The 22,479-nt window shown below is 55.3% G+C and carries 20 protein-coding genes and 1 riboswitch; of the genes, 13 read left to right on the plus strand and 7 right to left on the minus strand.

Going from position 1 to position 22,479, the window contains the following annotated elements:
* Positions 1-43 precede the first annotated feature (43 nt).
* On the minus strand, positions 44-1,270 hold the full coding sequence (locus tag AAH450_RS17200) for a multifunctional CCA addition/repair protein (RefSeq protein ID WP_342911308.1): 1,227 nt from the start codon (positions 1,268-1,270) through the stop codon (positions 44-46).
* A 136-nt stretch (positions 1,271-1,406) separates the two neighbouring features.
* Entirely contained in the window at positions 1,407-2,027 is a 621-nt protein-coding gene (locus AAH450_RS17205; RefSeq protein WP_318789447.1) for a TIGR04211 family SH3 domain-containing protein, read from the minus strand.
* Positions 2,028-2,306: 279 nt separating this feature from the next.
* Here AAH450_RS17205 and AAH450_RS17210 point away from each other — a divergent pair, with 279 nt between their 5' ends.
* From AAH450_RS17210 to hldE, 3 genes are all read left to right on the plus strand, one after another.
* On the plus strand, positions 2,307-3,614 hold the full coding sequence (locus AAH450_RS17210; RefSeq protein WP_342911309.1) for a CYTH domain-containing protein: 1,308 nt from the start codon (positions 2,307-2,309) through the stop codon (positions 3,612-3,614).
* A gap of 68 nt (positions 3,615-3,682) precedes the next feature.
* Positions 3,683-6,517 carry a bifunctional [glutamate--ammonia ligase]-adenylyl-L-tyrosine phosphorylase/[glutamate--ammonia-ligase] adenylyltransferase gene (gene glnE / locus AAH450_RS17215; protein ID WP_342911310.1) on the plus strand — a complete coding sequence of 945 codons (2,835 nt, stop codon included), beginning with the start codon at positions 3,683-3,685 and terminating at the stop codon, positions 6,515-6,517.
* 164 nt (positions 6,518-6,681) lie between these two features.
* Positions 6,682-8,109: a bifunctional D-glycero-beta-D-manno-heptose-7-phosphate kinase/D-glycero-beta-D-manno-heptose 1-phosphate adenylyltransferase HldE gene (gene hldE, locus AAH450_RS17220; RefSeq protein WP_342911311.1), complete on the plus strand. Its 1,428-nt coding sequence runs from the start codon at positions 6,682-6,684 to the stop codon at positions 8,107-8,109.
* 70 nt (positions 8,110-8,179) lie between these two features.
* On the opposite strand, the gene ubiK is transcribed toward hldE, so the two are convergent.
* Positions 8,180-8,608: a ubiquinone biosynthesis accessory factor UbiK gene (gene ubiK / locus AAH450_RS17225; protein ID WP_342911312.1), complete on the minus strand. Its 429-nt coding sequence runs from the start codon at positions 8,606-8,608 to the stop codon at positions 8,180-8,182.
* A gap of 147 nt (positions 8,609-8,755) precedes the next feature.
* Positions 8,756-8,906: riboswitch (FMN riboswitch) on the plus strand.
* Positions 8,907-9,014: 108 nt separating this feature from the next.
* Between ubiK and ribB the strand changes: the two genes are divergently transcribed.
* Positions 9,015-9,671: a 3,4-dihydroxy-2-butanone-4-phosphate synthase gene (gene ribB, locus AAH450_RS17230; protein WP_342911313.1), complete on the plus strand. Its 657-nt coding sequence runs from the start codon at positions 9,015-9,017 to the stop codon at positions 9,669-9,671.
* Positions 9,672-9,721: 50 nt separating this feature from the next.
* Here the strand turns inward: ribB and zupT are convergent, their stop codons facing one another.
* Positions 9,722-10,489, minus strand: a complete 768-nt coding sequence (zupT, locus tag AAH450_RS17235; protein WP_342911314.1) for a zinc transporter ZupT — start codon at positions 10,487-10,489, stop codon at positions 9,722-9,724.
* Positions 10,490-10,684: 195 nt separating this feature from the next.
* Here zupT and ygiD point away from each other — a divergent pair, with 195 nt between their 5' ends.
* On the plus strand, positions 10,685-11,470 hold the full coding sequence (ygiD, locus tag AAH450_RS17240; protein WP_342911315.1) for a 4,5-DOPA-extradiol-dioxygenase: 786 nt from the start codon (positions 10,685-10,687) through the stop codon (positions 11,468-11,470).
* 194 nt (positions 11,471-11,664) lie between these two features.
* Here ygiD and AAH450_RS17245 read toward each other — a convergent pair whose 3' ends face one another.
* From AAH450_RS17245 to tolC, 3 genes are all read right to left on the minus strand, one after another.
* Positions 11,665-12,825, minus strand: coding sequence for a glutathionylspermidine synthase family protein (locus AAH450_RS17245; RefSeq protein ID WP_318789456.1), 1,161 nt, complete (start codon positions 12,823-12,825; stop codon positions 11,665-11,667).
* A 5-nt stretch (positions 12,826-12,830) separates the two neighbouring features.
* Complete coding sequence (locus tag AAH450_RS17250; protein WP_318789457.1) at positions 12,831-13,496, minus strand: DUF1190 family protein; 666 nt, start codon at positions 13,494-13,496, stop codon at positions 12,831-12,833.
* Positions 13,497-13,639: 143 nt separating this feature from the next.
* Positions 13,640-15,109 carry an outer membrane channel protein TolC gene (tolC, locus tag AAH450_RS17255; protein ID WP_342911316.1) on the minus strand — a complete coding sequence of 490 codons (1,470 nt, stop codon included), beginning with the start codon at positions 15,107-15,109 and terminating at the stop codon, positions 13,640-13,642.
* 213 nt (positions 15,110-15,322) lie between these two features.
* On the opposite strand from tolC, the gene nudF reads away from it, so the two are divergent.
* The 8 genes from nudF to AAH450_RS17295 all read left to right on the plus strand — a co-directional run bounded on the left by nudF (position 15,323) and on the right by AAH450_RS17295 (position 22,460).
* On the plus strand, positions 15,323-15,958 hold the full coding sequence (nudF, locus tag AAH450_RS17260) for an ADP-ribose diphosphatase (RefSeq protein WP_342911317.1): 636 nt from the start codon (positions 15,323-15,325) through the stop codon (positions 15,956-15,958).
* The gene (locus AAH450_RS17265) at positions 15,955-16,380 is read left to right on the plus strand and encodes a DUF1249 family protein (protein ID WP_306210441.1); all 426 of its coding nucleotides are present in this window, start codon (positions 15,955-15,957) and stop codon (positions 16,378-16,380) included. Before nudF ends, AAH450_RS17265 begins: the two co-directional genes overlap by 4 nt.
* Before the next feature lie 32 nt (positions 16,381-16,412).
* Positions 16,413-17,240, plus strand: a complete 828-nt coding sequence (cpdA, locus tag AAH450_RS17270; protein WP_342911318.1) for a 3',5'-cyclic-AMP phosphodiesterase — start codon at positions 16,413-16,415, stop codon at positions 17,238-17,240.
* Positions 17,241-17,242: 2 nt separating this feature from the next.
* Positions 17,243-17,824: an esterase YqiA gene (yqiA, locus tag AAH450_RS17275; RefSeq protein ID WP_342911319.1), complete on the plus strand. Its 582-nt coding sequence runs from the start codon at positions 17,243-17,245 to the stop codon at positions 17,822-17,824.
* 53 nt (positions 17,825-17,877) lie between these two features.
* Complete coding sequence (gene parE, locus AAH450_RS17280) at positions 17,878-19,773, plus strand: DNA topoisomerase IV subunit B (RefSeq protein WP_342911320.1); 1,896 nt, start codon at positions 17,878-17,880, stop codon at positions 19,771-19,773.
* A gap of 100 nt (positions 19,774-19,873) precedes the next feature.
* Positions 19,874-20,146, plus strand: a complete 273-nt coding sequence (locus tag AAH450_RS17285) for a metal/formaldehyde-sensitive transcriptional repressor (protein ID WP_342911321.1) — start codon at positions 19,874-19,876, stop codon at positions 20,144-20,146.
* Between the two features lie 101 nt (positions 20,147-20,247).
* Positions 20,248-21,357, plus strand: a complete 1,110-nt coding sequence (locus AAH450_RS17290) for an S-(hydroxymethyl)glutathione dehydrogenase/class III alcohol dehydrogenase (RefSeq protein ID WP_318789764.1) — start codon at positions 20,248-20,250, stop codon at positions 21,355-21,357.
* Positions 21,358-21,560: 203 nt separating this feature from the next.
* Complete coding sequence (locus AAH450_RS17295) at positions 21,561-22,460, plus strand: LysR family transcriptional regulator (protein ID WP_342911322.1); 900 nt, start codon at positions 21,561-21,563, stop codon at positions 22,458-22,460.
* Positions 22,461-22,479: the final 19 nt, after the last annotated feature.

Below are 22,479 nucleotides of genomic sequence, written 5' to 3' on the forward strand. Positions count from 1 at the left end.
CTTTCCGAAGCCGGCTCCTTTCAGGCCCGGCTTCGGAAATGCCTTAAAGCTGCTGTTGCTTCCAGTGGGACAAGGCGGCAATTCTTCTTCTGGTTAACTCTTCTCTGACCTCCACCCCTTTAAATCCGCCTGCAACCACCTCTTTTGTAGATACGCCCAGGGCAATTTCAAACGCTTTACGCAGAATATCCCCCTGAGGATAGGCATTATTTTCAAATCCTGTGCGTCCACGGGCGTCCGCTTCACTGGTCAACGCGATTTGCTCCACGCGGTGCGGCTTTCGCCAGGCATCAATGCGATCAAAGAGCGCGATCAGCGTTTCCGGGCTTTGACGTTCAATGGTGTGCACCACATCGTGAAACTCGGTTACCAGCAGTGCCAAATCACGGATGGCGTTGGGGACGCGAAGACGCTGGCACAGGGCTGCCACTAAAGGCACGCCCGCCGGGCCGTGACCATGATGGCTGGGCCATTTTTCAGGCGGCGTCAGCGCCTTGCCGACATCATGAAACAGCGTGGCAAAGCGGACATCTACCTCCGGGCTGAGCTGGGCAGCAATGGCCAGCGTCATCAGCGTATGGATGCCGGTATCAATTTCAGGATGCCATTTCGCCGGGGCAGGGACGCCGTAAAGATTATCCAGTTCCGGAAAAAGCACGGCCAGCGCGCCGCAGTCCCGCAGCACCTGAAAATAGATCTGAGGATTGCGGGTTTCCAGCGCTTTTTCAGTCTCTTTCCACACGCGTTCCGGCGTCAGCGTGTTCAGCTCACCGCTCTCTGCCATCCAGCGCATTAACGCCTGGGTTTCTTCGGCGACCACAAAGTTGAGATGGGCAAAGCGCGCCGCAAACCTTGCCACGCGCAGCACGCGCAGGGGATCTTCCTGAAAAGCCTGAGAGACATGCCGCAGCTGGCGTTGCTGGAGATCGGCACGGCCCTGATAGGGATCGTAAAAATGGCCCTGTTCGTCCTGAGCAATAGCGTTAATGGTCAGGTCGCGGCGCTGTAAATCCTGCTCAAGAGTGACATCTGGCGCGGAGTAGCAGACAAAGCCGGTATAACCGCTGCCGCTTTTCCGCTCCGTCCGGGCCAGAGCATACTCTTCGTGGGTCTCTGGATGCAGGAAGACCGGAAAATCACGGCCCACCTGCTCGTAGCCCAGGTTCTGCATCTCTTCGGGTGAGGCACCCACAACTACCCAATCTTTGTCTTTGACCGGCAGATTTAACAGTGCATCGCGTACCGCGCCACCGACAAGGTAAGTCTTCACTACCGCGCTCCTGATCTGTTTGTTTCATGCATCATACTTGAAGTGTAGAACCATCCCAACGTTGTGCGGCCATCACTTTCCTGAAGGCATGCCAAAAAGGGCATCAACGGATGCCCTGAAATATTGCCCGTACGGATCAGTTCATCCAGCGATCTTTCTTTTTACGGCTTGGGATCATGTGCGGCAGTAACAGGCCTAACAGCAGGCCCACGCCGGCCACGCCGCCGCCATACATAAACCATTGCATAATGATGGTGCGCTGTTTGTCATCCAGCTGAACGTTGGCGGCACTCACTTTTTTCTGCGCGACCACCAGCTGATTTTTCAGCTTTTGGTTTTCCTCTTTCAGGCTGTTAATCGCCCCATCGCTGCCCGCTACTTTCTTCTGCATCTCGGCAGTACGTTGGTTCCAGCTGCCATCAATGTTGGCCAGCTTGTCAGTGAGATCTTTTACCTGCTGCTCCAGTTGCGGCACGCGAGTCCGCAGGCTTGGCTGCTGGCTGAGCTGCGCTTCAGGGATCCAGGTTGTGCGGCCATTGGCATCGCGGATCTGCGCATAATGCGTGCTGTCGTTGGTTTGCAGCAGGTCAACCTGCTCGCCAGCATTCAGGGTGCCAACCAGGCGGAAACTGTCGCTGGGGCCACTACGCACCCAGGTAGAAAGCTCGTCGGAGATATAGCGCTTCTCTTCGGCATGTACGGATGCTGCAACGCTAAAAGTCAGTAAAGTGAGGCCAATAAAATGTATTTTTTTCATTCGATGTCTTGTTTACGTGAATCCTGGACAAAAGTAATGGCACAGTCTGGAGCTGGCTCGCATAAAGCTGAATGAGAACTTTCCTGGTCTCTGGCCCGTGCGAGGCGTGGCGCGAAAGCATAATAAAGCCGAGACAGCCACGGCGATTCTGCATTACTCTTCACGTCATATCTGACCGATTTGGCTCGCCGTTTCCTGCTGCTCAGGCGCAATGAAACAGGCAGGGAAATCAGGTCAACACTCCATTTACCGTACCGCTAATCATCTGATCAAGAAAATATGACCATCGAAATCGAAGTAAAGTTCATTGCCACACCAGAAGCCGCCAAAAATCTGTCCGCCCGTCTGGCGGGCTTGCCCCATCAGCATACGGCGCCGCTGAAGCTGACCAACATCTATTTTGAAACGGCAGAGAGTCAGCTCCGCCGTTGGGATATGGGGCTGCGCATCCGAGGGTTTGATGACCGCTACGAAATGACGCTGAAAGCGGCGGGGCAAACCCTGGGCGGACTGCACCAGCGGCCAGAATATAATGTAGAGATTGAAAAGCCAGAACTGGCGCTTGAACGCCTTCCTGCCGAAATCTGGCCTGAAGGGTGCGATCTCACGGCGCTTCAGCAGCAGCTTAACCCGCTGTTCAGCACTAACTTTGTTCGTGAAAAGTGGGTGGTTACTTACAAGGGAAGCGAGATAGAGGTTGCTCTCGATCAGGGTGAAGTTTGCGCTGGTGCCTTAAGCGAGCCGCTGTGTGAGATTGAGCTGGAGCTTGTAAGCGGAGAGAGAGATGACCTGCTGGCCTTCGCCTCGGAGCTTACGGATCTGGGCGGATTACGGTTGGGTAGCCTGAGTAAGGCCGCCAGAGGGTATGCGCTGGCCAGAGGCAATCCTGCCCGCGAACTGCGGCCGCTCACGGTGATGAAAGTCAAACCCAAAGCCACGGTTGAAGAGGGGATGCTGGCTGCCTTTACTCTGGCGCTGAGTCAGTGGCAGTATCATGAAGAGCTGTGGCTGCGTGGCAACAGCGCTGCACAGCATGAAGTTCACCAGGCGCTTGAAACGCTTCGTCAGACATTTTCGCTGTTTGGTTCGCTGGTTCCCCGCAAAGCGAGCAACGAGCTACGTCACTCTCTGACGGGCCTGGAGGAGGCGCTGCTTGAAGAGCAGGTGCAGGCGGAATCGCTCTGCTTCAGTCCGCTCTCCCTACGTACCCAGTTGGCACTTACTAACTGGATAGTGACCGAGCGCTGGCGTGGGTTTATCGATGCGAAAGCGGATGCCAAATTGCAGGGTTCGTTCAAGCGCTTCTCTGACATTATGCTGGGCAGGATTGCCGCCGATTTAAAAGAGACCTTTGCCTCAGTACGGCAGATGAATGAGTATCAGGACAAACTGACGCGCCTGCATCGCCAACTGCTGGCGGCACGCTTGCTGGCAGGCGCATACGACGCTGCGGCCGTGGAAGCCTGGATGCAAAGCTGGGAGCAGCTGGCGCAGGCGATTGCATCGGGTCAGGAAGTCTGGCTGGAGAGCCACAGCCGACAGGCGCTGAAACAGGCGGCTTTCTGGAAAAACGGCACGACTGCTTGATCGTGCGTAGGGGTCATGCCGAATAACCGCAGATAAAGCCTTAATCAACGCGTTAACAGGGAGTTTTTATGTTGCCACCACCTTTACCCGCTTTGCCCTCTTCACTGGCCCAACTGACTCAACAACTCAGTCCGGAAATGAGCGCGCTGAGTCAGGCAGAACAGGGCGCCCTGGTTTTCAGTGATTTTATGCTGGAAAACCTGACGCGGCAGCCAGAGTGGTGGCAGCAGTTGCAGCAGCAGCCGCCACAACCTGCGGAGTGGCAACACTATCCCGCATGGCTGACGGAAAAGCTGGCAGAGGTGACGGATGAGAATGGGTTGATGCGGACGCTGCGGCTGTTCCGCCGCCATATGCTTACCCGCATAGCCTGGATGCAAACGCTTGCTCTCAGCAGCACAGAAGAGTCCCTGAAACAGCTTAGCGAACTGGCGGAAACGCTGATTGTCGCCGCGCGTGACTGGCTGTGGCTGGCCTGCTGTCGGGAATGGGGTACGCCGATGAATGCCGCCGGGGAGCCGCAGCCTCTGCTGATCCTGGGGATGGGCAAGCTGGGTGGCAGAGAGCTGAACTTCTCCTCGGATATCGATCTGATCTTTACCTGGCCGGAAAACGGCACCACTGCCGGTGGCCGGCGTGAGCTGGATAATGCCCAGTTTTTCACCCGCCTTGGGCAACGCTTAATTAAAGTGCTGGATCAACCCACCGCAGAGGGTTTTGTTTATCGCGTGGATATGCGTCTGCGGCCATTTGGCGAGAGTGGGCCGCTGGTGCTGAGCTTTGCGGCGCTGGAAGATTACTACCAGGAGCAGGGACGTGACTGGGAACGTTATGCCATGGTCAAAGCACGACTGATGGGCGGCACGGAGGATCGCTGGAGCCAGGAGCTGGAGCAGATGCTGCGGCCTTTTATCTATCGCCGCTACATCGATTTCAGCGTTATTCAGTCCCTGCGCAACATGAAGAGCATGATTGCCCGTGAAGTACGGCGGCGTGGCCTGACAGATAATATCAAGCTGGGCGCGGGCGGCATCCGCGAAACAGAATTTATCGTCCAGGTCTTTCAGCTTATTCGTGGTGGTCGTGAACGCTCGCTGCAACTGCGTTCACTGCTCCCCACGCTTCAGGCGATTGGCGACCTTAACCTGCTGCCGAAAGTACAGGTGGTTCAGCTGGAAGAGACTTACCTCTTCCTGCGGCGTATGGAAAATTTGCTGCAAAGCATCAGCGATGAACAGACGCAGACGCTGCCAGCTGACGATCTGAACCGTGCCCGGCTTGCATGGGCCATGGGGGAGGAGAGCTGGAAAACGCTGACAGCGAAGCTGGAAAATCACATGGCAGCAGTTCGCGCTATTTTTGACGATCTCATTGGGGATGATACGCCAGAGACGGGCGGCAGCGTTGAGGCGGATGAGTATGGCGTGCTCTGGCAGGATCGGCTGGAAGAGGCCGATCTCATCCCGCTGGTGCCTCACCTTGAAACCAGCGCCCGGCAGCGGCTGCTTCAGGTTATTCAGGACTTTCGTCAGGATGTGGACAAGCGCACCATCGGTCCACGGGGCAGGCAGGCGCTGGATCAGCTGATGCCCCGCCTGCTGAGTGAAGTCTGTCTGCGAGAGGATGCGGCAGTGACGCTCAGCAGGCTGACGCCGCTGCTGCTGGGCGTCGTTACCCGCACCACCTATCTCGAACTGCTCACTGAATACCACGGCGCGCTGAAGCACCTGATCCGCCTGTGCGCCGCGTCGCCGATGATAGCCAGCCAGCTGGCACGGTATCCCTTGCTGCTTGATGAGCTGCTGGACCCGGCCACGCTTTATCAACCCACGGCAACCGATGCCTATCGTGATGAGCTGCGGCAATATCTGCTGCGTATCCCGGAAGAGGATGAGGAGCAGCAGCTTGAAGCGCTACGCCAGTTCAAACAGGCGCAGCATCTGCGCATTGCCGCTGCGGATATAGCTGAAACGTTGCCGGTGATGAAAGTGAGCGATCACCTGACCTGGCTGGCAGAAGCGATGATTGAGCAGGTGGTACAGCAGGCCTGGCAGATGATGGTGCAACGCTATGGACGGCCTTCTCATCTGGCTCACCAGCAGGAGCGCGGTTTTGCCGTGGTGGGTTACGGTAAGCTTGGCGGCTGGGAGCTGGGCTACAGCTCCGATCTGGATCTGGTCTTTCTGCATGACTGCCCGGCGGAGGCGGTCACCGACGGCGAGCGCAGCATTGACGGGCGGCAGTTCTATCTCCGTCTGGCACAGCGCATTATGCATCTGTTCAGTACGCGAACCTCCTCAGGCATTTTATACGAGGTCGACGCCAGGTTACGCCCTTCCGGTGCCGCCGGGATGCTGGTCAGCACTTTTGACGCCTTCGATGATTATCAGAGAAATGAAGCCTGGACCTGGGAGCATCAGGCGCTGGTGCGGGCGCGGATCGTCTTTGGTGAAACGGCGCTGAGCCAGCGCTTTGACGAGATCCGACGCGGCATTCTCTGCCTGCCGCGGGAAGCAGAGAAGCTGAAAACAGAGGTGCGGGAAATGCGTGAAAAAATGCGCACGCATACAGGCAATAAGCATAAAGGGCGCTGGGATATCAAAGCTGACCAGGGAGGAATTACGGATATTGAATTCATTACGCAATATCTGGTCTTACGCTTTGCTGCCAGCGAAGCAAAACTCACGCGCTGGTCCGATAACGTTCGTATTCTGGCGCTGCTGGCCAGCGATGGCCGAATCAGTCAGCAGGAAGCCCAGGCCTTAACCAATGCCTACACCACGCTGCGTGATGCGCTGCACCATCTGGCTTTGCAGGCGCTGCCGGGTCACGTTCCCCTGGAAGCTTTCAGTGAAGAGAAAGCGGTGGTAAACAGCAGCTGGCAACGCTGGTTTGGTGAGTGAGCGTTTACAAGTGAGTACCCGTGACGCAGTGCGCGCCTCAGCCAGCTGGCAGGGTAAGCGCTTATTCTCTGCTTGCAGCGTAAAGATGCAGGTAAATGTGCGGGATAGCCAGCTTATGCTATCATCGCGCGCACTATTTTTGACTTCAGCCTGGAGTGTCTGGAATGAAAATTACGCTGCCCGATTTTAACCGTGCAGGTGTTCTGGTTGTTGGCGACGTGATGCTGGATCGCTACTGGTACGGCCCAACCAGCCGCATCTCCCCTGAAGCCCCGGTGCCCGTTGTGAAAGTGGATAACGTTGAGGAGCGTCCGGGCGGCGCGGCTAACGTAGCCATGAATATCGCTTCACTGGGCGCGGGTTCCCGCCTGGTGGGGTTAACAGGGATGGATGATGCAGCGCGTGCGCTGGATGCGACCCTGAGCGGCGTCAAGGTTCAGTGCGACTTTGTGGCGGTGGCGACGCATCCCACCATTACCAAGCTGCGTATCCTGTCGCGTAATCAGCAGCTGATCCGCCTGGATTTTGAAGAGGGATTCGAGGGCGTGGATCCGGAGCCTCTGCATGAGCGCATCCGTCAGGCGCTGCCAACCTCTGGCGCGCTGGTGCTCTCAGATTATGCCAAAGGCGCGCTGGCAACCGTTGAGCGCATTATCCAGATTGCCCGTGAAGCGAAGGTTCCGGTGCTGGTCGACCCGAAGGGCACCGATTTTGAACGCTATCGCGGCGCCACCATCCTGACACCCAATCTCTCTGAGTTTGAAGCGGTGGTGGGCAAGTGCAAAGACGAAGCGGAAATTGTGGAGCGTGGTATGGCGCTGATGGCGCAATACGATCTCTCGGCGCTGCTGGTTACCCGTTCTGAGAATGGCATGACGCTGCTGCAACCGGGCAAAAAGCCGTTCCATCTGCCCACTCAGGCGCAGGAAGTTTACGATGTGACCGGTGCGGGCGACACGGTAATTGGCGTGCTGGCGGCTGCTCTGGCGGCGGGGAATACGCTGGAAGAGAGCTGTTTCCTCGCTAATGCGGCTGCGGGTGTCGTGGTGGGTAAACTCGGGACATCAACAGTTTCTCCAGTTGAACTGGAAAACGCCATTCGCGCCCGCCCGGAGTCCGGCTTTGGCGTAATGGATGAGGCGCAGCTGAAAGAGGCCGTAGCCCTTGCGCGTCGTCGCGGCGAAAAAGTAGTGATGACCAATGGCTGTTTCGACATTCTCCATGCCGGACACGTCTCCTATCTGGCAAACGCCCGCAAGCTGGGCGACAGGCTGATTGTGGCGGTAAACAGCGATGCTTCCACCAAACGCCTTAAGGGAGAAAGCCGTCCGATTAATCCGTTAGTAAACAGAATGATTGTGCTGGGTGCGCTGGAAGCGGTTGACTGGGTGGTGCCTTTTGAAGAGGACACGCCACAACGGGTGATTGCTGATATCCTGCCGGATCTGCTGGTCAAAGGCGGAGACTATAAGCCGGAAGAAATTGCTGGTAGTAAAGAGGTGTGGGCTAACGGCGGCGAGGTTCGGGTACTGAACTTCGAAGATGGCATTTCAACCAGCAATATTATTAAAGCGATTAAGTCGAAGAAGTAACCCTCCTGCTTCAGTGACAGATAAAAAAAGGGCGATCTCAGATCGCCCTTTTTTGCATCCTTCCAGCCTGCTACTGCTTATCTTGCGTATCGATTGCGTCTGTTGGAGTAAGCGGTGAAGCTGGTGCGGCTGAATCCGTTGCGGCTGCGGGAGAAGCCGGAGCCGCAGAAGCGTGCGTTGAAGCCGGCGCCACTGAAGAGGTAGAAACCGGCGCAGCTGAAGAGAGAGGAGCAGCAGCGGATGAGTCTGTTGCCACAGCGCCCCGGCTTTCCAGTTCCGCAATACGCTGTTCCAGCGCGGCAAGTTTTTCACGGGTGCGCAATAACACCTGCGTCTGCACATCAAACTCTTCACGATTCACTAAATCCAGACGAGTCAGCTGTGACTGTAGCGTCTGACGAATTTTTTTCTCAACGTCGCCGCCGAACTCACGGATGCCTTTAGGCATAGACTCGTGCACCTGGCGGGCGAGTTGTTCAATTTTTTTCGGGTCAATCATAGCGGCATCCTGATAGCGGCAAAGTTTCTCTAAGTGTAATGCGATAATCCAAAAGGATAAACCAGAAATCCCTAAAGCGGAAACAGGCCAAACGAATCGCACATTTTGTTCGTTGCCCAGATTTTTTATCGGCGTTATAGTAATCAGGCTTATTCTCAGGGCGGGGCGAAATTCCCCACCGGCGGTAAATCAGCTTTGCTGAAAGCCCGCGAGCGCTTCAGACCTGCCGGTCTGAAGGTCAGCAGACCCGGTGTGACTCCGGGGCCGACGGTTAGAGTCCGGATGGGAGAGAGTAACGTATCTGGCCGGGCCTGCGCCCGCCTCGCCGTTATTTTTTGTCACTGCATGACACTCCTAAGCACGCCCTGATTCTGGTAACCCATACATTTTATAAGGTTTTATTACCATGAATCAGACGCTACTTTCTGAATTTGGCACGCCGCAGCAGCGTGTGGAACGGGCTATCGCAGCATTACGCGAAGGGCGCGGTGTGATGGTGCTGGACGATGAAGATCGCGAAAACGAAGGCGATATGATCTTCGCCGCAGAGACCATGACCGTTGAGCAGATGGCACTGACCATTCGCCACGGCAGCGGCATCGTTTGCCTTTGCCTGACTGAAGAACGTCGTCGTCAGCTTGAGCTGCCGATGATGGTTGAAAACAATACCAGCTCTTATGGTACCGGCTTCACCGTTACCATTGAAGCGGCTGAAGGTGTGACTACAGGCGTTTCTGCCCGGGATCGTCTTACCACTATCCGCGCGGCAATCGCTGACAATGCTAAACCTTCCGATCTGAACCGTCCCGGTCATGTGTTCCCGCTTCGCGCCCGCGAAGGCGGCGTTCTGACCCGTGGTGGCCATACCGAAGCCACGATCGATCTGGTTACGCTGGCCGGTTTCAAGCCTGCTGGCGTGCTGTGTGAGCTGACTAATGATGATGGTTCGATGGCACACGCGCCGGAAGCTATCGTGTTTGCTAAACAGCATGATATGCCGGTGGTAACTATCGAAGACCTGGTCGCTTACCGTCAAAATGACGAGGCGCGTCGGGCAGGTTAAGCCACAGAGCATAAAAAAACCGGGCGCTGTTTGCCCGGTTTTTTTTCGTCTCAGCTCAGGCCACTGCTTTGCAGCAGCGTCAGGCTTAGCCCCATTACCGACATTCCACACAGGACGCCATAGCTGGGGTTACTGTGCGGATCGATCTCTTTAGCCAGCGGCATAAGTTCATCTACAGAGAGCGCCACCATGATCCCGGCAACGGCAGCCATGATAGCGCCCATGATCACCGGTGAAACCAACGGCCCAAGCAGCCAGAATGCCAGCAGCCCTCCGACGATCTCAGCCATGCCGGAAACCCCAGCCCAGAAGATCGCTTTGCTCTTTGAACCCGTAGCGGCATACATCGGTCCGGCCACGGCAACTCCTTCAGGAATATTGTGGATAGCCACCGCTAAGGCGATGCCCAGCCCCATTTCAAGGTCACTGCTGGCGGTCACAAAGGTGGCGACACCTTCCGGAAAATTATGCAGGCTGATCCCAAGCGTCAGCAGAATAGCAGTACGGCGCAGGTTGGCTGGCGGCTGATTTCCTTTCAACAGATCCTGTGGATGCTGATGAGGCAGCAGTCGGTCCAGCGCAAAATAGCCAAGCAGACCCATCACAAACATGCCGTAGCCCAGCACCGGCGACATCCCTTTGGCGTGCAGTGCCGCAGGTAACATCTCCATCAGCGAGATCAGCAACATGATCCCAGCCGCAAAACCCAGTGCAAAGGCCAGTACCCGGTTAGATGGTTTTTGCCCGACCACACCCAGAAAGGCGCCGATAAAGGTTGCGCCACCGGCGAGTAAAGTCAGTAACAAAGGCACGGACATGGTGACCTCCTGAAAGAATAAATAAAGTATAGCCTTTGCTATACCTTAGCAAAAAACAATCAGCAGGAATGTCAGGAATTGTCTGGGAAGGTCATTCAAATTTCCTGATGATCTTCGTCACGCTTATCCGGGTTCATCGCCCGATAAAAGCGCGTAGTGTAGCGCTCATTAAGCCGACACCTTCAGGGGATTATTATGAGTCAGTCACGTATGCCCGCACTTTTTCTGGGTCATGGCAGCCCCATGAATGTGCTGGAAGAGAATGTCTATACCGAAGCCTGGCGTGAGCTGGGGAAAACTTTACCGCGCCCAAAAGCGATTATAGCGGTATCCGCTCACTGGTATACCCGTGGCACTGCGGTCACCGCCATGGAAAAGCCCCGCACGATCCACGATTTTGGCAATTTTCCCCAGGCGCTGTTTGATACGCACTATCCAGCCCCCGGCTCGCCAGATTTAGCCAACGCGGTAGCAGAAGCTCTGGCTCCCTGTGAGGTGCATCTGGATCGGGAGTGGGGTTTCGATCACGGCGCCTGGGGCGTGCTGATCAAGATGTACCCTGAGGCAGATATCCCAGTCGTACAGCTCAGCATCGACGGCACCAAACCGCCTGCTTACCATTTTGAACTGGGCCGTAAGCTGGCCGCTTTGCGTGAGCAGGGCATTATGATTGTGGCGAGCGGCAATGTGGTACATAACCTGCGGATGGTACGCTGGCAGGGCGAGGCGGAACCTTATGCCTGGGCAAGCTCCTTTAATGACTATGTGCGCGAAAACCTGAACTGGGAAGGAGAGGCTGAGCAGCATCCGCTGGTGAATTTTATGCGCCATGAGGGTGCCGCGCTATCTAACCCCACACCAGAGCACTACCTACCGCTGCTCTATGTGCTGGGTGCGCGGCTGCCTGGTGAATCCGTTTCTGTTCCCATCGACGGAGTGGTGATGTCCTCACTGAGTATGCTCTCTGTGCAGGTTGGATAGTGTAGGGCCAGACAGATAAGATAACCACGGCAGGGCTGGGGAATATCCGGGTCGGGCTTTGAGGCGGAACGGGTGAAAATAGCGTTCCGTTTTCGCGGGCTGAGTCCGGTTGTGTGCCGGACTCAGACAGGGCAGAGGATCCTGTTCTTCGGGGTCAGACAGGCTCTGCTTCTTTCAGTCGTCCAGGCCCGTTCTTATTCAATAAACGCATGGGGATAGAAGCGGGAGAGATCCTGGGTGATCAACGCGCGATCTTCGCGCAGACCAATACCAGCAGGCTGATCGTCAATCAGCCAGCTGCCAATCAGCGTGTAGCTGTCGCCAAATTTAGGCAGCGGATGGAACTGCTGCACAATCATCCCTTCCTCACCATAAGGCCCATCTGCACGGGCAATTTCCTGCCCCTTATCCATAATGCGGATATTGGCGCCTTCCCGTGAAAACAGAGGCTTCACCACATAGCTCTCCATGTGCGGGACTTCATCTTCAGCAAAATAAGCGGGCAGAAGATTAGGGTGGCCAGGGAACATTTTCCATAACATCGGCAGCAGCGCTTTATTCGAGATAATGCTTTTCCAGGCCGGTTCCAGCCAGCGAACGCCTGCGTCTTCCAGCTTGGTTGAGAAGACCTCTCGCAGCATGAACTCCCACGGATAGAGCTTGAACAGATTGCTGATAACCTGATCCTGTACGTCGGTAAACTCGCCTTTTTCGCCTAAACCAATCTCATCAATAAAGAGAAATTCGCCCGGCAATCCCGCTTCCGTCGCACAATCCTGTAGATATTGCACCGTACCGCGATCTTCATCAGTATCGCGACAGCAGGCAAAGTGCAGCAGGCCAAAGCCATGCTGCTGATGCAACGCCGCAAAGCGCTCAATCAGCTTCTCCTGCAAACTGTTGAACTGATCGCTGCCTGGCGCAAGGTTACCTGCGGCAAGCTGATCTTCCAGCCAGATCCACTGGAAAAAAGCGGCTTCATACAGCGACGTTGGCGTGTCCGCATTGTTCTCCAGCAGTTTGGCATCGGTCTGGCCATCCCAGGCGAGATCGAGGCGGGAATAAAGCGAAGGCTGAGTGGTCTTCCAGGAGGCGCGAACAAAATCCCAGGTGTGTTTAGGAATGCGAAATTTGGCGAGCAGCTCTTCGCTGTTCACCACTTTGTCGACCACCTGTAAACACATCTGGTGCAGCTCGCTGGTCACCTCTTCCAGCTTCTCAACCTGCTGAAGCGTAAACTGGTAGTAAGCGTCTTCACACCAGTAAGGCTCACCGTGCATGGTATGAAAACGAAAACCGTACTCAGTGGCTTTCTCACGCCAGTTTGGGCGCTCAGCAATGGCAATACGCTTCATAGCCCTTAGCCCCCGTAAGAGCGGCTGGAGCCGGAAGCGGCGCTGCTACGCTGCATAGAGGTCTGTTTTGCCACGCTTTCGCCAAAGCCACCACGGGTAACGGTGCTGGTCGTCGCTGGTTTTGGTGCCAGTGCGGTTTTTGGAACCGTCATGGTACGACCAGGTGTGGCCGTGCCGAAGCTTTTGCCGCTGGCATCAACAAACTTACCGTTAGCCGGGCTGTTTGGCGCGCGAGAGGTAAACAGCGGCTGCTGAGCACCCATGCCGCCTCCCATCATGCGGCCCATCATGTAACCTGCCATTAATGGCATCCAGAAGCTGCCGCTTTGCTGAGATTCTGCGTTAGTGGTTCCGACACCCGCCTGAGCAGGTGCCTGCTGGCACTGACCTTCACCGAATTCTGCCACGCAATCCTCGCGGGTGGCGTATTTCGGTGCGGTTTTCTCCGCTTCTTTTTTGGCGTTATTAAAAGCGGTCGTACACTGTTCACTCTTGCCTGGGTTGGCGCTGGAGCAGTCGTCCGCATTTTGATACATGGTGACGGTTTCATCCGATTGTTCACAACCGGCAAGCATAAATACCGCAGTAACCGCTAAGGCGACCGGGGTTAAGTGTCGTGCGCTCCAGCTTTTGCGAAAGGAGGCATGATTAATTTGTTTAGTCCGTTTCATCACGTTCTGTCCTGTGCCCAAAGGTAACTGACAGAATAGGGTAATAGCGGTGGAAAATGAAGCGACGGGGGCTGTTGGGAGGGGGATCTTTACTTAGCTATACGTTTGATTGTGAAGGGGCAGCCGATGCTGCCCCTCAGAGATTACTTAGCGAAAGGATTACGGTTGGTCTGGGCCGGTGCGGTGCTTTGTGCCGCAGGGGTAGCAGATGGCGCAGCATCACCATTATTAACCGAGGCATTTTGCTCAGGCGTTTCCGGCGCTACAGCTTCAGGCGAGGTAGAAATATCCTTGCCCAAACGCGCATTCAACGCCAGCAGATCCTGCTCATTAAGCGTACCCAGCGCAGACTTGATGTTCAGCTCATTGATCATGTAGCTGTAACGCGCATCAGAGAGCTGCTGCTTGGCACTGTAAAGGGTAGAGGTAGCATCCAGCACATCAACAATCGTGCGGGTACCAACCTGATAGCCAGCCTCCATCGCATCCAGTGAGCTCTGTGCAGAGATCACGGCCTGACGGTAAGCTTCGATGCTGCTGATAGAGGCGTTCACGTTATTGAACGAGGAGCGTACGGTCTGTACGGCCGAACGGTGCGCGCTCTCTAACTGCTCGCTGGCAGAGACGTAGGAATATTGCGCCTGTTTGACCTGAGAGGTGACCGCGCCGCCGCTGTACAGCGGCAGAGTGAAGCTCAGACCAACCTGGTTAGACCCGGTAATGCTGTCTGCGGTAGATGAGGTCTGGTTTGCCCGGCTGCCGCCATATTTGCTGTTTGAGAGACCGGTAGAGGCGGTCAGATCCAGCGTTGGCATATGGCCGGTTTCCGCATAGCGGATCTGCTCACGCGCTAAATCCTGCGATAAACGTGCAGACAAGACGTTGAGGTTGCGGCTCTCCGCCTCTTTCAGCAAGGCGTTAACCGGCTGAGGTTTTTCCGTTTTGAAACGTTCAACGTTCAGCGAGGCGAGACTTGGGTAATAATTACCGGTGACCTGACGCAGAGTCTCTACGTTATTATCCAGGTTATTACGGGCAGTCACTTCGTTAGCCAGTACGCTGTCGTACTGTGCACGGGCGTTCTGCACGTCGGTAATGGCGACCAGACCCACGTTAAAACGTTGGGTTGTCTGGTCTAACTGGCGATAGATCGACTGTTTCTGCGCTTCAATATAAGAGAGCGTATCAATGGCGTTCAGCACGTTGAAGTAGGCAGTCGCGGTGTTAAGGATCAATGTCTGCTGCGCGCTCTGATAGGAGACGTCCTGAATACCAGCCGTTTTCTCCTGAAGCGTCAGCGCGCGCCATTTTGACATATCAAAAATGGTCTGAGTCAGTTGAAGAGAACCGCTGGTGGTGTTGGAATGCAGGCCGCTACTGTCGCGATAACCGTTGTTATAGGTATAATCAGCACCCAGGCCTAACTGCGGCAGCAACGGGCTGCGGGATTCGTTAATTTTCTCAAATGCCGCATCACGATCGGCCGCAGAACTGCGCAAATCGGGGTTAGACAGCCGGGCCTGTTGGTAAACCTGCAACAGGTTTTCAGCCTGACTGGCGACACTAAAGCTGCCCAGGCTCAGACCAATAAGTAAAGGGAGCAGTTTGTTCATTTGCATTCCTTGTAGTGCAGCAAAATTGCTATGGTAGCACTGACGTAAGCCAAAAAATTATCGCCGATTCTAGCAGAGTAAACGGAACAGTGAAGTTGGCTGAAAGTGCCATGTTGCCCTAATTTACTCAAATAATTCATTAAGAACCACATTCTCAGCGGATTCGGGATTGCATTTCTCGTCTTTGCCCTCATCAGGAAAGGAGCGGCCCCAATGGAAAACAGAAAAAAATACCCAGTGACTTTCACTCAAAACGATGTAGAAATTATTGCACGAGAGTCACTATATAACGGTTTTTTTTCGCTCACCCGCTACTGTTTTCGTCACCGTCTCTTCAGGGGCGGCTGGAGCGGTGAAGTTAAAAGAGAAGTCTTTGAGCGCGGAGAAGCCGCCGTGCTGTTACCCTATGACCCCGTACGGGATGAAGTGGTCCTGATCGAACAAATCCGCATTCCCGCCTTTGACAGCAGTCAGACACCCTGGCTGTTAGAATTAGTCGCCGGTATTGTGGAGCCAGGTGAAACGCCTGAGGATGTGGTACGGCGTGAAGCGTATGAAGAAGCTGGAATTCATCCGGCGCGCGTGAACCCGGTGCTGAGCTATCTGGCCAGCCCCGGCGGCACCAGCGAGCGGTTGCATATTCTGGTGGGAGAAGTGGATGCCAGCGTGGCGCAGGGAAACCACGGTCTGGAGGAAGAGAATGAGGATATTCTTGTCCATGTGGTCAGCCGCGAACAGGCTTACCAGTGGGTGGAAGAGGGGAAAATAGATAACGCAGCCTCTGTCATCGCATTGCAATGGCTTGAGCTGCACCATAAAAAATTACGAAGCGAGTGGAAATCCGAATGATAAAGCGTTACGTCCCTGACTTTCCTGAAATGATGCGCGTCTGCGAAACCAATTTCGCTCAGCTGCGTCGCCTGCTGCCCAAAGAAGATCGGGCGGAAGAGTCAGTGACCTATCAGGTTAACGGGGCCAACTATTCGGTCACCATCCAGGAGTCGACGCGTTACACCACGCTGGTCGAGATCAAGCAAACTGCCCCCGCCGTCAGCTACTGGAGCCTGCCTGCCATGTCCGTCCGGCTCTATCATGATGCCATGGTGGCCGAAGTGTGTTCAACGCAACAGATCTATCGCTTCAAAGCGCGCTATGATTATCCTAATAAAAAGCTTCATCAGCGTGATGAAAAGCATCAGATAAACCAGTTCCTGGCTGACTGGTTGCGCTACTGTTTAGCACATGGCGCGATGGCCGTACCGGTTTGTTAAGGCTGAGCTGGCGTTAACCCTAAGGATTTTGATTGGAAAGCCTGCTAAAACTTCCTGCGGCGAATGGGTCCAGGATCAGGATTTTACAGATCACGGATACCCATCTCTTTGCCGGTAAAGACGAAACGCTGCTGGGTGTAAATACCTGGGCCAGTTTTGACGCGGTGCTTCAGGCGATTTCTGCCAGCCCGCGTCACTACGACCTGATTGTCGCAACGGGCGATCTGGCTCAGGATCATACGGTCGAGGCCTATCAGCATTTCGCTGAGGGTATCGCACGGCTGCCTGCCCCTTGCGTCTGGCTGCCGGGGAATCATGATTTCCAGCCTGCGATGTTCACTACGCTTGCAGAAGCGCAGATTGCCGACGAAAAACATGTGCTGATTGGCGACAGCTGGCAAATTGTGCTGCTGGACAGCCAGGTGTTTGGCGTCCCGCACGGCATGCTGAGCGACTATCAGCTCGAATGGCTGGAAACCACGCTGGCGATGGAGCCGCACCGGCATACGCTGGTTTTGTTACACCATCACCCTTTGCCTTCCGGCTGTACCTGGCTTGACCAGCACAGCCTGCGTAATTCCCATATGCTTGAAGCCGTATTGCAAAACTATCCGCTGGCGACCACGCTGATTTGCGGCCACATTCATCAGGATCTTGATCTCAACTGGAACGGGCGACGGCTGCTGGCGACGCCATCCACCTGCGTGCAATTTAAACCTCACTGCACCAGCTTTACCATCGATTCTGAAGCGCCCGGCTGGCGCTGGCTGGATCTGTTGGAGGATGGCAGGGTAGAGACCGAGGTCGAACGGTTGATCACAAGGGCGTTCAGTCCCGATCTCGATTCGGAAGGTTATTGATCGTGGCGACGCTACTCTATCTGCATGGCTTCAACAGCTCTCCGCAATCGGCGAAAGCGACGCAGTTTCGTGAATGGCTGGCGGAACATCACCCGGCGCTTAATCTCTTTGTGCCTCAGTTGCCCGCCTTTCCGGGGGAAGCGGCTATCGAGCTGGAAAACTGGATCATGTCTTGCGCAGGGGAAGATATTGGGATTGTGGGATCTTCCCTGGGCGGCTATTACGCCACCTGGCTCTCACAATGCTTTGCCTTACCAGCGGTAGTGGTAAACCCTGCGGTGCGGCCTTTTGAGCTGTTAACCGATTACCTGGGCCACAACGAGAACCCATACACCGGCCAGCAATATGTGTTAGAGTCACGCCATATTTACGATCTGAAAGTGATGCAGATTGACCCGTTACCGTCACCCGATTTGCTCTGGTTACTGCAACAAACGGGTGACGAAGTGCTCGACTACCGACAGGCCCTGGCGTATTACGAAGCCTGCCGTCAGACGGTCGAAGAGGGCGGCAATCATGCTTTTATCGGATTCGAACGCCATTTCTCCCCGATCCTCGACTTCCTGGGCCTCTCCGGCACCTGAAGCAGGCCGCGGAGAGTGACCACTCATTTTTAGCCACCAATCAGATTCTTACGATGACTCAATCCAGCTATAACGCTGACTCCATTGAGGTTCTCAGCGGCCTTGAACCCGTTCGCCGTCGTCCGGGAATGTACACCGACACGTCACGTCCAAACCATTTAGGCCAGGAAGTGATCGATAACAGCATTGATGAGGCGCTGGCGGGCCACGCCAGACGTGTTGAGGTGATCCTCCATGCCGATCAGTCGTTAGAAGTTATTGACGACGGGCGCGGGATGCCAGTGGATATCCACCCCGAAGAGGGCGTGCCTGCCGTTGAGCTGATCTTCTGTCGCCTGCATGCTGGCGGCAAATTCTCCAATAAAAACTATCAGTTCTCTGGCGGCCTGCATGGCGTGGGGATTTCGGTAGTGAATGCCCTCTCCACGCGCGTGGAAGTCACCGTCCGGCGTAATGCTGAAGTCTATGAAATGGCTTTTGAAAACGGCGACAAGGTAGAGGATCTGCACGTCACCGGCACGGTTGGCAAACGCAATACCGGCACACGGGTGCGCTTCTGGCCGGACGTCAATTTCTTCGACAGCCCACGCTTTTCTGTCTCCCGTCTCAGCCATCTGCTGAAGGCCAAAGCGGTGCTCTGTCCGGGCGTGGAAATCATCTTCAAAGATCGCGTGAATAATACCGAGCAGACCTGGTGTTATGCCGATGGGCTGACTGATTACCTCTGTGAAGCGGTAAACGGCTTACCCACGCTGCCAGAGAAGCCGTTTGTGGGCGCCTTTGCCGGAGATGTGGAAGCGGTAGACTGGGCGCTGCTGTGGCTGCCGGAAGGGGGCGAGCTGCTGACAGAAAGCTACGTCAACCTGATCCCCACCATGCAGGGCGGCACGCACGTCAACGGCCTGCGTCAGGGGCTGCTGGATGCAATGCGCGAGTTCTGTGAATATCGCAATATTCTGCCGCGCGGCGTCAAGCTCTCTGCTGAGGATATCTGGGACCGCTGTGCCTATGTGCTGTCGGTAAAAATGCAGGACCCGCAGTTTGCCGGTCAGACCAAAGAACGTCTCTCTTCCCGTCAGTGCGCCGCGTTTGTCTCCGGCGTGGTGAAGGATGCCTTCAGCCTGTGGCTGAACCAGAACGTGCAGGCGGCTGAAATGCTGGCGGAGCTGGCTATTTCCAGCGCCCAGCGTCGCATGCGTGCGGCGAAGAAAGTGGTGCGTAAAAAGTTAACCAGCGGCCCGGCCCTGCCCGGTAAGCTGGCTGACTGTAGCGCTCAGGATCTTAACCGCACCGAACTCTTCCTGGTGGAAGGGGATTCCGCAGGCGGATCGGCCAAGCAGGCGCGCGATCGTGAATATCAGGCGATCATGCCGCTGAAGGGTAAGATCCTCAATACCTGGGAAGTCTCTTCGGATGAGGTTCTGGCTTCGCAGGAAGTGCACGATATTTCGGTGGCGATCGGCATCGATCCTGACAGCGAGGATATGAGCCAGCTGCGTTACGGCAAAATCTGCATCCTTGCGGATGCGGACTCCGATGGTCTGCATATCGCCACGCTTCTCTGCGCGCTGTTTGTTCGTCATTTCCGTACGCTGGTGAAAAATGGTCACGTCTACGTGGCGATGCCGCCTCTCTACCGTATCGATCTGGGTAAAGAGGTTTACTACGCGCTGGATGAAGAAGAGAAAGCGGGCATTCTTGACCAGCTCAAGCGCAAAAAGGGCAAGCCTGGCGTGCAGCGCTTCAAAGGGCTGGGCGAGATGAACCCGCTTCAGCTGCGTGAAACCACGCTTGATCCCAACACCCGTCGCCTGGTCCAGCTGACCATTGAAGATGATGAGGTGGAGAAGACGATGGCGGTGATGGATATGCTGCTGGCGAAAAAGCGCTCGGAAGATCGTCGTAACTGGCTACAGGAAAATGGCCATACGGCAGAGATTGAAGTGTAACAAACGGCCTGTAGTATGAGGGGCCGCGTACGTTTAAGCAGGGAAGCTTAAACGGGCTGATAACACCGTAAGACCAGGTAAAAAGTTTCCACGAGGACCTATGCCACACTCACCAGAAGATAAAAAACGCGCCCTGAACAGAATCAAACGCATTCAGGGACAGTGTGAAGGTATCCAGCGCTCGCTTGAAGCGGGAGCCGACTGCACGCCTGTTTTGCAACAGATTGCCTCAGCGCGTGGGGCGATGACGGGGCTGATGACCGAAATTCTGGAAAGCTATATCCGCGATGAATTTGTGAAGCCGGGCGAGCAGGGGCCGAATGATGAAGAGATCGCTGTGCTGCTCAGCCTGGTCAGGTCATATACAAAATAGTCCTGCCGGGATTTTTCGTGCGGAGCTGTATACCCCCCACCCCTATATCATGTATAGTCCCCCCCATTATACCGTCTGACTGAATTATCCTGGAGAACATGATGAAATCCCGTGCTGCTGTCGCTTTTGGTCCCGGAAAACCGCTTGAAATTGTTGAGCTGGATGTCGAGCCGCCTCGCGCGGGTGAAGTGCTGATCAAAATCAGCCATACCGGCGTCTGTCATACTGATGCCTTTACCCTTTCCGGGGAGGATCCTGAAGGGTTGTTCCCGGTGGTGCTGGGCCATGAAGGGGCTGGCGTCGTGGTAGAAGTGGGAGAGGGCGTCACCAGCGTTCAGCCCGGTGACCACGTAATTCCTCTCTATACCGCAGAGTGTGGAGAGTGCCTGTTCTGCAAATCTGGCAAAACTAACCTCTGTACTGCCGTACGCGCCACGCAGGGAAAAGGCGTGATGCCGGATGGAACTACCCGTTTCTCTTATAATGGTCAGCCGATCTATCACTACATGGGCTGCTCAACCTTCAGCGAATACACCGTTGTGGCTGAAGTGTCGCTGGCTAAAATCAACCCGGAAGCGAACCACGAGCACGTCTGCCTGCTGGGCTGTGGCGTCACCACGGGAATTGGTGCCGTGCATAACACAGCAAAAGTTCAGCCAGGCGATTCGGTGGCAATCTTTGGTCTGGGCGGAATTGGCCTGGCCGCTATTCAGGGCGCCCGCCAGGCCAAAGCTGGCCGCATCATCGCCATTGATACCAATCCTGCAAAATTTGAGCTGGCGCGCAAATTTGGTGCCACCGACTGCATCAACCCGAAAGAGTTCGATCGACCCATTCAGGAAGTCATTATCGAAATGACCGGCTGGGGCGTGGATCACTCGTTTGAATGTATCGGCAACGTCAACGTGATGCGTGCAGCGCTGGAGAGTGCTCACCGTGGCTGGGGCCAGTCGATCATCATCGGCGTGGCCGGAGCAGGTCAGGAAATTTCAACACGCCCCTTCCAGCTGGTTACGGGACGGCAGTGGAAGGGTTCTGCTTTTGGCGGCGTCAAAGGGCGTTCTCAGCTGCCGGGCATGGTTGAAGAGGCGATGAAAGGGAATATTGAATTAGAGCCGTTTGTCACGCACACCATGGGGCTGGACGACATCAACGACGCATTTGATCTGATGCACGAAGGCAAATCCATTCGTACCGTGATTCGTTATTAATTCCTTTCTTTTCTGGCGCTGCCTGGGTGGCGCCATTTCTTCTGCACTGTTCTCATCTTCCCTGTCTGCCTGCACTTTCCCTGGGTAAAATCGATCCTGCTATCACCGGCCCTTGCCACAAGTCTGGCCGACGCATTCAGGTAAAAAAGCCCGGCAGAAACTGAGATATACTGCCGCGACCTTCCTTACTGCTAAGGCTATCCTTGAAAATTACGCTTGAAGAGTTGCGAGCCTGGGTTGTGGTGGTAGATACCGGTTCGATAACGGCTGCGGCAGAGCAGCTAAGCCAGACCACATCCGGCATCAGCCGCGCATTAAGCCGGCTGGAGAAAAAGCTGCAAACCACCCTGTTGCATCGCACCACCAGACGGATTGCGTTAACGGAAGAGGGGCATATTTTTCTTAAACATGCCAGGGAGATCCTCCGTTCGGTTGAAATGGCTGAAGAGCAGATAGCGCACCGGCGAGAGGTGCCGTCAGGTCGTTTGCGGGTCAATGCCGCAACGCCCTTTATGCTGCATGTGATTGTGCCGCTGCTGGACGCTTTCACCAGCCGCTATCCGCTTATCCAGCTTGAGCTTAATACCGATGATGTGATCATCGATCTGCTTGAGCAGCAGACCGATATCGCTATCCGCATTGGCGAGCTGAGGGATTCAGGTATTCATGCGCGGGCGCTGGGCAGCAGCAAGCTGAGATTGCTGGCAAGCCCCGATTATCTGGCAAAATATGGCACGCCAGCCAGCGTGGCGGAATTAGCTAACCATCGTCTGATTGGGTTCAGCAAGCTGGATCGCCATAATATCTGGCCGGTATGGCAGAGCGAAGGCGAGCTGCTGCAAATCACGCCCACACTCTCTGCCTCCAGCGGCGAAACGCTGCGGCAAATGGCGGTATATGGTCAGGGGATCGTGCGGATTTCTGATTTTGTCAGCAGGGAAGATCGCGCCTGCGGAAGGCTGGTGCCGGTGTTGGAAGAGGTAACCCACGAGATGCTTCATCCCATCCATGCTCTCTATTACCGCAATACCACGCTCTCACTACGCATCAGCTGTTTTCTGGATTTTCTTAGCGAGCAGATCGCCAGCAAAGAGATTCTTTAACCCGAAGCGCAGCAGATAG

Source organism: Erwinia magellanica (assembly GCF_039023495.1).
Taxonomy (GTDB): domain Bacteria; phylum Pseudomonadota; class Gammaproteobacteria; order Enterobacterales; family Enterobacteriaceae; genus Erwinia.

Coding starts and splice junctions, on each gene's coding strand:
- AAH450_RS17205 (WP_318789447.1), bottom strand. CDS start 2,027: ATGAAAAAAATACATTTTATTGGCCTCACTTTACTGACTTTTAGCGTT.
- tolC (WP_342911316.1), bottom strand. CDS start 15,109: ATGAACAAACTGCTCCCTTTACTTATTGGTCTGAGCCTGGGCAGCTTT.
- glnE (WP_342911310.1), top strand. CDS start 3,683: ATGTTGCCACCACCTTTACCCGCTTTGCCCTCTTCACTGGCCCAACTG.
- AAH450_RS17290 (WP_318789764.1), top strand. CDS start 20,248: ATGAAATCCCGTGCTGCTGTCGCTTTTGGTCCCGGAAAACCGCTTGAA.
- hldE (WP_342911311.1), top strand. CDS start 6,682: ATGAAAATTACGCTGCCCGATTTTAACCGTGCAGGTGTTCTGGTTGTT.
- AAH450_RS17250 (WP_318789457.1), bottom strand. CDS start 13,496: ATGAAACGGACTAAACAAATTAATCATGCCTCCTTTCGCAAAAGCTGG.
- AAH450_RS17285 (WP_342911321.1), top strand. CDS start 19,874: ATGCCACACTCACCAGAAGATAAAAAACGCGCCCTGAACAGAATCAAA.
- ribB (WP_342911313.1), top strand. CDS start 9,015: ATGAATCAGACGCTACTTTCTGAATTTGGCACGCCGCAGCAGCGTGTG.
- AAH450_RS17245 (WP_318789456.1), bottom strand. CDS start 12,825: ATGAAGCGTATTGCCATTGCTGAGCGCCCAAACTGGCGTGAGAAAGCC.
- AAH450_RS17210 (WP_342911309.1), top strand. CDS start 2,307: ATGACCATCGAAATCGAAGTAAAGTTCATTGCCACACCAGAAGCCGCC.
- zupT (WP_342911314.1), bottom strand. CDS start 10,489: ATGTCCGTGCCTTTGTTACTGACTTTACTCGCCGGTGGCGCAACCTTT.
- AAH450_RS17265 (WP_306210441.1), top strand. CDS start 15,955: ATGATAAAGCGTTACGTCCCTGACTTTCCTGAAATGATGCGCGTCTGC.
- ygiD (WP_342911315.1), top strand. CDS start 10,685: ATGAGTCAGTCACGTATGCCCGCACTTTTTCTGGGTCATGGCAGCCCC.
- nudF (WP_342911317.1), top strand. CDS start 15,323: ATGGAAAACAGAAAAAAATACCCAGTGACTTTCACTCAAAACGATGTA.
- parE (WP_342911320.1), top strand. CDS start 17,878: ATGACTCAATCCAGCTATAACGCTGACTCCATTGAGGTTCTCAGCGGC.
- ubiK (WP_342911312.1), bottom strand. CDS start 8,608: ATGATTGACCCGAAAAAAATTGAACAACTCGCCCGCCAGGTGCACGAG.